11 protein-coding genes are annotated in these 9,848 nt (G+C 40.9%); 8 read left to right on the top strand and 3 right to left on the bottom strand.

Annotated elements, in window-relative coordinates; genetic code table 11:
* From E7303_RS14790 to E7303_RS14780, 3 genes are all read right to left on the bottom strand, one after another.
* The coding region (locus E7303_RS14790) for an ABC transporter ATP-binding protein (RefSeq protein WP_292146171.1) at nt 1–680 on the bottom strand (680 nt) is incomplete at its 3' end.
* Between the two features lie 99 nt (nt 681–779).
* Nucleotides 780–1,247: a DUF3021 family protein gene (locus tag E7303_RS14785; protein ID WP_292146170.1), complete on the bottom strand. Its 468-nt coding sequence runs from the start codon at nt 1,245–1,247 to the stop codon at nt 780–782.
* Entirely contained in the window at nt 1,248–1,688 is a 441-nt protein-coding gene (locus E7303_RS14780) for a LytTR family DNA-binding domain-containing protein (RefSeq protein WP_292146169.1), read from the bottom strand. It lies immediately after the preceding gene.
* 136 nt (nt 1,689–1,824) lie between these two features.
* Here E7303_RS14780 and sfsA point away from each other — a divergent pair, with 136 nt between their 5' ends.
* From sfsA to E7303_RS14740, 8 genes are all read left to right on the top strand, one after another.
* Nucleotides 1,825–2,508 (top strand): DNA/RNA nuclease SfsA, encoded by a 684-nt coding sequence (sfsA, locus tag E7303_RS14775; protein ID WP_292146168.1) that lies wholly within the window; start codon nt 1,825–1,827, stop codon nt 2,506–2,508.
* A complete protein-coding gene (gene dtd, locus E7303_RS14770; protein WP_292146167.1) occupies nt 2,508–2,963 on the top strand; it encodes a D-aminoacyl-tRNA deacylase in 456 nt (151 codons plus the stop codon). The genes sfsA and dtd overlap by 1 nt, the downstream gene beginning before the upstream one ends.
* A gap of 103 nt (nt 2,964–3,066) precedes the next feature.
* Nucleotides 3,067–4,017, top strand: a complete 951-nt coding sequence (locus tag E7303_RS14765; RefSeq protein ID WP_292146165.1) for a DMT family transporter — start codon at nt 3,067–3,069, stop codon at nt 4,015–4,017.
* A gap of 50 nt (nt 4,018–4,067) precedes the next feature.
* On the top strand, nt 4,068–4,559 hold the full coding sequence (locus tag E7303_RS14760) for an NUDIX hydrolase (protein ID WP_292146164.1): 492 nt from the start codon (nt 4,068–4,070) through the stop codon (nt 4,557–4,559).
* A gap of 77 nt (nt 4,560–4,636) precedes the next feature.
* Nucleotides 4,637–5,062 (top strand): HIT family protein, encoded by a 426-nt coding sequence (locus tag E7303_RS14755; protein WP_103868499.1) that lies wholly within the window; start codon nt 4,637–4,639, stop codon nt 5,060–5,062.
* A 47-nt stretch (nt 5,063–5,109) separates the two neighbouring features.
* Nucleotides 5,110–6,549 carry an MATE family efflux transporter gene (locus E7303_RS14750; protein WP_292146163.1) on the top strand — a complete coding sequence of 480 codons (1,440 nt, stop codon included), beginning with the start codon at nt 5,110–5,112 and terminating at the stop codon, nt 6,547–6,549.
* Between the two features lie 148 nt (nt 6,550–6,697).
* Nucleotides 6,698–8,032, top strand: a complete 1,335-nt coding sequence (locus tag E7303_RS14745) for a replication-associated recombination protein A (protein WP_103868497.1) — start codon at nt 6,698–6,700, stop codon at nt 8,030–8,032.
* Nucleotides 8,033–8,040: 8 nt separating this feature from the next.
* The gene (locus tag E7303_RS14740) at nt 8,041–9,843 is read left to right on the top strand and encodes a DUF5722 domain-containing protein (protein WP_292146162.1); all 1,803 of its coding nucleotides are present in this window, start codon (nt 8,041–8,043) and stop codon (nt 9,841–9,843) included.
* The last annotated feature ends 5 nt before the right edge of the window (nt 9,844–9,848 follow it).

The following is a 9,848-nucleotide window of genomic DNA, read 5'->3' as shown; positions in this document are numbered from 1 at the left end:
TCATAGAAACTAAGGAACGTTTCATCATCTATATGCGGAGTGTCCAGCATCGTGAGCCTGCCTTCCCTCATGATTGCGGCATTTTTGCAATACTTATCAACTTCTGATAACACATGGGTAGACAAAAGACATGTGGCTCCCTGGGCGACATATTCATTTATAAGTTCAAAGAATTTCTTTTGCATAAGAGGGTCAAGGCCGCCGGTGGGCTCATCAAATATAAAAAGGCGAGGTCTATGCTGCATGGCACAGACTATGCTGACTTTCTTTCTGTTTCCAAGGGAGAGTTGTTTGATCTTTTTATGGGTGTCGACTTTCAATCTTTCACAGAGCTTGGCAGCTTCTTTACTGCAATCTAGTCCGCGTACATCAGCAGCGTATTTTATGACATCGGCTACCTTCATGGAATCATAGAACCAGGCTTCTGAGGGCATATAGCCAACATTCTTTAAAATCTCCTCATGATTTTTTACGCTGTCCATCCCAAGTATTTTTATATTGCCTGAGTTTATCTTCAAAAAGCCCAGCATGGAGCGGATAGTAGTAGACTTACCTGCGCCATTAGGACCAAGAAAACCAAAAATATCACCTTCTTTTACGTTAAAAGAAACATCAATAACGCCTCTGCTTTTGCCATAGCTTTTGGTTAAATGACTTATCTCGATCACGTTTTCTTTCATAATGCACCTCCTCTTTGTAGTTTATTCATAACAAAAATAAAAAACGGGAACAATAACTGTTCCCGTAAGGTGCACATTTTTACCGCTAACCTTCACTTACTAATCCTCTTTTTTGTGTTCGGTCTGAAAGAGTTTCAAATCTTCGTTGAGTTTTTTATCATCAATTATTCGTTTATACTTGTAAATCAAATATACGCAGACATAGACAAGAAGAATGTAAGCTGCAAATATTAAAGTGACAAGCAGATTTTTGTTAAACCAGTTAAAAAGCCATGATAGAAGACTGTAGACGATTGTACAAATGACCATTCCTGCTATTTCTTTTACCCTAAGGGAATCTGCTTCATCGAAGTTCCACAATAGGTACACCTGAATATAACCAATGATATAGCAGGCAAGGATCAGCTCTGTCATATGCAGAATGCTGGCATCATAGACGCCGTTTATCAATCTGAATACGCAGTAATAGAAAAGAAATGCAAAGAAGTAAAGGCATGCTTTAAACTCAATCCCTATTTCTTTTGTAAGGTACAATTCCCAAAGGGTTACTTTTTTCTTGTTCTTCATCTACCTGCCTCCTTTCAAAAGACGCCTGAAATCTGATGCATATCTTCTTGAAATGATTATATGTTCACCACTTTCCATGGTCGCGTCAATCCTGTTTGAAGACAGGCTCTTTAAGGATTTTACCTTGTTGACATTAATGACCATGGATTTGCTGCATCTGAAAAAGGCTTCATCGCTGATTTCCGTGATAAAAGAGTTGAGAGTTCCGTCCAAACGAACGACCTTATTTCCTGTGTAAGCAAAGAGCTTATCATCAACGGATTCCAAGTAGAGGATACTTGAAATGCTGATGTTTACAGTCTCTGTATCGGCCTTGCCCCAAAGCTTGTTTTCCGATTTTTCCAGAATTCCGATTATTCTTTTTAAATCCGGAGAAAGCGTCTTATACCTGATGGTAACGCTTTCCTCTCCAGAATCGATTTTTTGAATATCTATTTTCATATGAGCGGATTTTTTTGGACCATGAATCGTGTTGTTTTTTGCTTCAATATTATTTTATCATAGTGGGAATGCAGCTTGAATCGCTAAATTTCTTAATTACTGGCCATTAGCTACAAAGTAATGGTAAAATCAGCTTATGATTTACGAAAACATTGTAGAAGCAAAATTCATATCAAGACCAAACAGATTCATTGCCATAGTGAGCGTAGATGGCGATGAAATCAAGGTGCATGTAAAGAACACTGGCAGATGCAAAGAACTATTGATCCCAGGATGCACGGTATATCTTGAAAAGGCTGGCAATCCTGAGAGAAAGACGCCGTATGATCTTGTTGCAGTTGAAAAAGACGGGAGAATAATAAACATTGATTCCCAGGCTCCAAACAAAGTTGTTAAAGAATGGCTTGAAAGCACAGGTAAGTACAGCAAGGTCCAGCCTGAATATAAATATGGTAATTCCAGAATTGATTTTTATATGGAAAAAGAAATTCCTAATAAATCAGTACAGCCCTACCTTATGGAAGTTAAAGGCTGCACGCTTTTTAAGGATGGAATAGGGTATTTTCCTGATGCACCGACGGAGCGCGGAACCAAGCATTTAAAAGAGCTGACTACGGCCTTGGAAAAAGGAATAAAAACCAGAGTGGCTTTTGTTATTCAGGGAGAGGGAATCAGTGAAGTCAGACCAAATGAGGAGACTGACCCTGAATTTGCAAAGGCGTTTTATGAGGCTAAAAAAGCAGGAGTTGAGATTGTTTTTTATCTGTGTGAAGTGACACCTTATAAACTAAAAATTGTATCGGAAAGAGGAGAAGCATAATGAGAGCAGTTGTTACAAGGGTTCTCTCGGCGTCAGTGACAATAGATGGAGAGAAATATTCAGAAATCGGAAAAGGATTCTTGGTTCTTTTGGGAGTCCATACGAATGATACAAAAGAAATTGCGGTAAAAATTGCAGATAAGATCTGCGGCCTCAGAGTATTTGAGGATGAGAATGGCAAGATGAATGTTAATCCAAAAGATGCAGGCGCTCAGATATTAATTGTCAGTCAGTTCACTCTTTATGCGGATTGCAAGTCAAGGCGTCCGGGCTTTACAGATGCCGCAAGACCTGAAATATCAAATCCGCTTTATGAGCTTGTAGTGGAAGAGTGCAGGAACAGAGGCTTTGAAGTTAAGACAGGCGTCTTTGGCGCTGATATGAAGGTTGAGTCAATAAATGACGGACCTGTGACAATACTTCTTGATAGCGACGAGCTATATGCAAAAGGGTGAATAATTAGAATTGATATTTGTTAATGCTAAGATTATGCTATAGTTATTTTTTGTCATTTTCTTGTATAATGAACTTCGTACGCTATATGGAGGAAATTGAAAAATGACAGAAAACAAAAATACATTTTGGACACTTGCGCCGGTTGTTGTGCTGGTTGCTATTTTCTGCTGTGTGTTGTGGGGAAGCGCATCACCTGCCATCAAGATTGCTTATGAATTATTCAAAATAGATGCGAGCGATACGCCATCAAGGCTTGTACTTGCAGGCGCAAGGTTTATGCTTGCGGGTGTTATGACCATATTTTTTGGCTCAATACTGGCTAAAAAGCCTTTGATACCGCAGAAAGATTCATGGAAATACATTGTGATACTCTCACTTTTTCAGACTATCGGTCAGTACTATTTCTTTTTTATGTCACTGGCAAATACATCAGGCGTGAGAGGCTCTATCATAAATGCATCAGGAAACTTCCTGGCTCCGCTATTTGCTATTTTTCTATTTAAGCTTGAGAAGGTTTCAGCAAAAAAACTCATCGGCTGCGCAACAGGTTTTCTTGGAATCATTATGTTCTTTGGCGGCGCAGGAGCTTTGGTGAGCGGAGCGCCGATGACTTTAAAAGGTGAGGGCGCGATGCTTGCAGCAGCTTTTTTCTATGCTATATCAGGCTGCAGTATCAAGATCTTTTCAAAGCATGAAAATCCTGTTATCCTCAGTGGTTATCAGTTCTTTTTAGGAGGTGCAGTTCTGTTTATCATTGGACTGGCCCTTGGAGGAAGCCTTAATTTCTACAGTACAGGCTGTTATCTTAACCTGATCTACATGGGCTTTATTTCCGCAGGGGCATACACACTTTGGGGAGTTCTTCTTAAATACAATCCGGTCAGCAAGGTTTCTGTTCTTGGTTTTGTTAATCCTATAATGGGAGTTTTATTATCAGCTCTTTTCCTTGGAGAAGGTCAGGAGGCGTTGTCGGTAGCAAGTATTGTGGCACTGTTACTTGTTTCGACCGGGATAATTATAGTTAATTACGAGAAACAAGCGATTTCAAGATAGAATTGGTAATAATCCATTGATTGTGTAGAATAAAAAAGTGAGGTTATGAAATGGCAAGAAGAGAAGGCTTAACGACTCTTTGTTATCTTGAAAGAGACGACAAATACTTAATGCTTCACAGAGTATCAAAAAAGAATGATATCAGTAAAGACAAGTGGATCGGCGTTGGCGGGCACTTTGAGGATGATGAGAGCCCTGAAGAATGCATAAAAAGAGAAATTCTTGAGGAGACAGGATATGATGTTCCGCTTGAAAGTTTGGAATATCGTGCAATAATCACATTCATTTCACAAAAAGGTGACTATGAGCTCATGTCTTTATTTACTGCCAAAGCACCTGACGGTGAGCCAAAGGACTGTGATGAAGGAGTACTTACCTGGGTTGAAAAAGAAAAGGTGTATGACTTAAACCTCTGGGAAGGGGACAAAATATTTTTCAGACTCATGGAAAAAAGTCATGATTTCTTTTCACTGAAAATGGTATATGATAGAGAAGACAATCTCATTGAGGCAGTTCTCAATGGTAAAAAGATGCAGTTGTAAGAATGTGTATTGCAGATGCGATGCCGGAGTTATTCACAGACAACTTGTCAGAAAAAACGATTTTGGAGGATAAAAAGATGGTAAAAGATAATAATTGTGGATATTGTGTTGGCGGAGAGCCACTTGCAAAATTTGGTATAAAGATCTGTGATCTTGAGGTCAGCCAGCTTATTCTTTTTAAAGAGCAGAGCCATCCGGGAAGATGCATCGTGGCTTACAAGGATCATGTCAGCGAGATAGTTGATATCTCAGATGCAGAAAGAGATGCATTTTTCAGAGATGTAAACAGAGCATCCAAGGCTATACATAAAGCCTTTAACCCTGATAAGGTAAACTATGGCGCATATGGTGATACAGGCTGCCATCTTCACATGCATCTTGTTCCAAAGTACAAGGACGAATTTGAGTGGGGAGGAGTTTTTGAAATGAACCCTGGCAAAAAGTTCCTTACAGATGCAGAATATGAAGAAATGATCAACAAAATAAAGGAAAATCTGGAGTAAAGCTGCATTTAAAGTAGGCAGCCACTTCAGTTAATAAGGAAATACTTATGACTACCTACGAAACAAGTAACAGAGAAGAAGCAATAAAATATAAATTTACTTTGCGTGAATGCCTTGTCGGAGACAGGGCATTTTATCGCAGGGCAGCTATGATAGTTGCCCCGATGATCATACAGAATACGCTGTCCAATGTCGTGGGACTTTTGGATAACGTAATGGTCGGACAGGTCGGAACACTTCCGATGTCAGCAGTAGCTATTGTAAATCAGCTACTGTTTATTTTCTATTTGTGTATATGGGGATCCCTTGCCGGTGCCGGAATTTTCAGTACACAGTTCTTTGGAAAAGGAGATATGGATGGCGTCAGATATTCCATTAGATTTAAGCTGATGGATGCAGTCGTTATCTGCGCTATAGCAGTAACGTTCCTTTTTCTGGCAAAAGAAAATCTGATATCCCTTTACATTGCTTCCGGCACTGCAGACGCAGACAGGGCTGCCACTTTGGCTTATGCCACATCGTACCTTGATATAATGCTTGTGGGACTTATCCCCTTTAGCCTTACACAGGTCTATGCAAGTGCCATGCGAGAATCAGGAAAGACCACTCTTCCAATGATCGCAGGTATGACAGCTATGCTTGTGAACTTCGTGTTCAACGCACTTCTTATTTTTGGACTTTTTGGTCTTCCTAAAATGGGAGTTATGGGTGCGGCTACTGCAACTGTTATTTCAAGATTTACAGAGCTCTTTATAGTAATGGCAGGCGCACACAGGAAAAACTCCAAGTATCCATTCTTTAAGGGAGTTTTCAGAAGCCTTTATGTACCGTTTTATCTGGTAAAAACGATACTTGTAAAATCTCTTCCTCTTCTTTGCAATGAGTTTTTATGGAGCCTTGCTCAGGCAGCACTGTTGCAGGCGTATTCAGTAAGGGGAATAGCTGTAATCGCTGCGATGAATATAAGCGGAACGGTATCTCAGATTTTTAATGAGGTCTTTTTATCAATCGGTAATTCTACAGGAATCATAGTAGGTCAGGAGCTTGGCGCAGATAAGCTTGTATCTGCCCGCAGGACTGCCTGGAGAATGGCATCACTTAGCGTGGCTTCCACTTTTGTGATGGGTTCGCTCCTTGCAATCGCAGCGCCTGTCATCCCTCAGATCTACAATACTGAGCCAGAGATAAGACAGCTCGCCACTAGATTTATTTGGGTTGTTGCAATCTGCATGCCTATAAATTCCTATGCGAATGTGTCTTATTTCACACTTCGTTCAGGTGGAAAGACAGCAGTTACATTTGTCTTTGACAGCTGTTTTGCATGGCTTATAAGCGTACCGGCAGCCTATATCCTTTCACGTTTTACAAATCTTCCGGTACTTACCATATTTATGATGGTTTCAGCTCTTGAGCTGTTGAAATGTACGATCGGATTTCTTTTGGTAAGAAGCGGAGTATGGGTCCGCAATATAGTTAAACACGCTTGATCTATAGTGCACAATCTTTTACGTCTACAGGTGGAAAACCTTGTAAAAGATTGTGCAATTTGTGTATATATCCTCTTTATTTTTATGGGCAAAAATTGTAGAATAATATAGTCTGTCTACAATTATAAAGAAAAGTAACGAAGCATTTATGGATCTGTTTGAATATATGAGAGAAAATAACTATGAGAAGGAATCGCCGCTTGCCGCCAGGATGCGCCCGAGGACCCTTGATGAAGTAGTGGGTCAGCAGCACATCATCGCAAAAGACAAGCTTCTTTATCGTGCGATTTTGGCAGATAAGTTAAGTTCTATCATTTTGTATGGCCCGCCCGGAACAGGAAAGACTACTCTTGCCAAGGTCATAGCAGGTACCACAAAGGCTGAATTTACTCAGATAAATGCCACCATAGCCGGTAAGAAGGATATGGAGGAAGTCGTACAAAAGGCCAAGGACAATCTTGGTATGTATGGCAAAAAGACAATTCTTTTTATAGATGAGATTCATAGATTTAATAAGGGCCAGCAGGATTATCTTTTACCATTTGTTGAGGATGGGACAGTAATACTAATTGGGGCTACAACTGAGAACCCTTATTTTGAAGTGAACGGAGCTCTTATATCAAGGTCTGTTATCTTTGAGCTTAAGCCGCTTGGACCAGATGATATAAAAGAGCTGCTGAGTAGGGCTGTTACTGACAAAGAGCGTGGGATGGGTTCCTACAAGGCAGTTTTGGAGCCCGATGCAGCTGACTTTTTGGCAGATCTTGCTGATGGAGATGCAAGGCATGCTCTGAATGCTCTTGAACTTGGAATCCTTACGACTGAGAGAAGTGATGATGGACTTATTCATATCACTAAAGAGGTTGCTGAGGAGTGCATCCAGAAAAAGGTTGCCAGATATGACAAGGATGGCGACAACCACTATGATACGATCTCCGCTTTTATCAAGAGCATGAGAGGTTCAGATCCTGATGCGGCGGTTTACTACCTTGCCCGAATGTTGAATGCAGGAGAGGATCCTAAGTTTATAGTAAGACGTATGATGGTCTGTGCTTCTGAGGATGTTGGTAATGCAGACCCGCAGGCACTTCAGGTGGCAGTTGCGGCATCTCTTGCTGTAGAGAGGCTTGGAATGCCGGAGGCAAGGATTACACTTGCACAGGCTGCAAGTTATATAGCTACAGCGCCCAAGAGCAATTCAGCTATCGTTGCAATAGACAGTGCAATGAGTACAGTTACAGAAACAGGTAATCTTCCGATACCACCACATCTTCAGGATGCACATTATAAATCAGCATCCAAGCTGGGCCACGGTATTGGTTACAAATATGCCCACGATTATCCTGATCACTATGTTAAACAACAGTATTTGCCATATGAGCTTAATGGCAAGGAGTTCTATAGCCCTTCAGGAAACGGCTATGAGCTCAAGATAAAAGATCACATGAGAAAGCTCAAAAACAGAGAAGATAAAGATAACTAAGGGGTTACATGGATAAAAAGAAACGCAGGCTTCGCACAGGGAGAAAAGCCCGTCACAATAGAAAGTTAATAATTCTTACAGGAATAGGCGTAGTTGTTGCGGTTTTATTCATTGTAGCCATGACTATGTGGCTTTTTATCAGCACTGGAAGAGTGTCTGATGAAGGGCAGGATGAAGCGCCTTATCAGGCTTCTATAGAACAGACATCCATCAGCGAGATCGTGTATGTTCAGGAAAGTGTTGTTGACACGATCGTAAATGGTGGAAAAAGAGTGTCAAAGGCCCTTTCTGAAAGACCTGAGACTGTAGAAGTTACAGCTGAAGATGCTGCAGAATTTGGCGACCTTGAGTGCCAGATTGTCGGAACATCCAATGTTGAAGTAAACATTACTTCTGAGGGTATTCCTGCCAGTGATGATAAGTACTATTACCTTTTTGAGATGGCGACCTATGAGGATGGCATTGCTGCAGATGCAGAGCCTCTTTCCAAAATCTATAAGGGAGATGACGCTTCTTTTACCATAAAGCTTAACAAAGGTCTCTCTAACACAAGACTCTTTTCCAAATTTGCAGTTGCTGTGAAGATGGAAGATCAGTATGTTCAGGTGGCACATGCCAAGTACATTACAAATCCTGAGAAATGTGCAGGATACTATTATGACAGCATGGACCATGATTCTATAAAGGGTATTTTGCCATATCCCCTTCGTCTTGATGAGCTTTCTGACCTTGGAGTTAATTATTGCGCCTATAATATTCCTCTTTCACATATCCTTACTACATCAGGAGGAATTGCTTATTCATATGGCGGCGTGACATATCACTTCAATGCCCGCATCATCAATGACTACGATACATTGTTCAAAAAACTCAATTCTATGGGCATAGATATAGCGGCCATCATCTTGAATGACGCCAGCACTTCAGCTTATCCTGAGATCACGCATCCAAGTGCGCGAAGTGGCTCAACGGCTCCATACTATATGTTCAATGCTGCCGATGAGAGCGGTGTAAAGGCGCTTGCTGCTATTGGAAGCTTCCTTGCAGGCAGATACTCAGGTTCCGGCCATGGCAATGTCAGCATGTGGATTATCGCTAATGAGGTCAATGCCAGAAGAGAGTATAACTACATGTCTTACACAGATGTGAACACTTATACTACGGCATTTACAAGAGCTTTCAGAGTTTTTTACAACGCCATAAAGAGTCAGAATGCAGGCGCCCTTGTGTATATCCCATTGGATCAGAGATGGACCTATAATACTGAGAGCACCGGCGATTATGACGCTAAGGATGTACTTGATATTTTTGCTTCTTCCATGAATGATTATGGCAATGTCAACTGGGGACTTGCGGCTCATCCGTACTCATTCCCTAATGACAACACCGCATTTTGGAAGACTTCCAAATATGTTAATCATACAGAGTCAACACCTTGTATTACTATGGAGAATATTGAGGTTTTGACTAACTACATGCAAAAGACAAACATGCTTAACCCTAATGGTGATGTCAGATCTATTATCCTTAGTGAGATCGGTTATTCATCTACACAGGGCGAGAACCTTCAGGCGGCTGCTTTTGCTTATGCCTACACCAAGATGGTTCAAAATGGCTATATAGATGCTCTTATGTTGTCAAGGCAGGTCGATGCCCCTGAAGAGATTGCGGCGCTTGGACTTGCTCTTGGACTTGAAACTTCAAGTGGTTCACCAAAACATTTATACTTTGTTTTCAAATATATCGATGACCCGGATAAAAGAGATGAAGTATGCGCATTTGCTTACGATATAATAGGAAAGAAGTTTTAGGAGGA

Origin of the sequence: Butyrivibrio sp. (assembly GCF_015056685.1) — a bacterium.
Taxonomy (GTDB): Bacteria; Bacillota; Clostridia; order Lachnospirales; family Lachnospiraceae; genus Butyrivibrio.
This window is presented reverse-complemented; position numbering and strand designations above follow the sequence as displayed.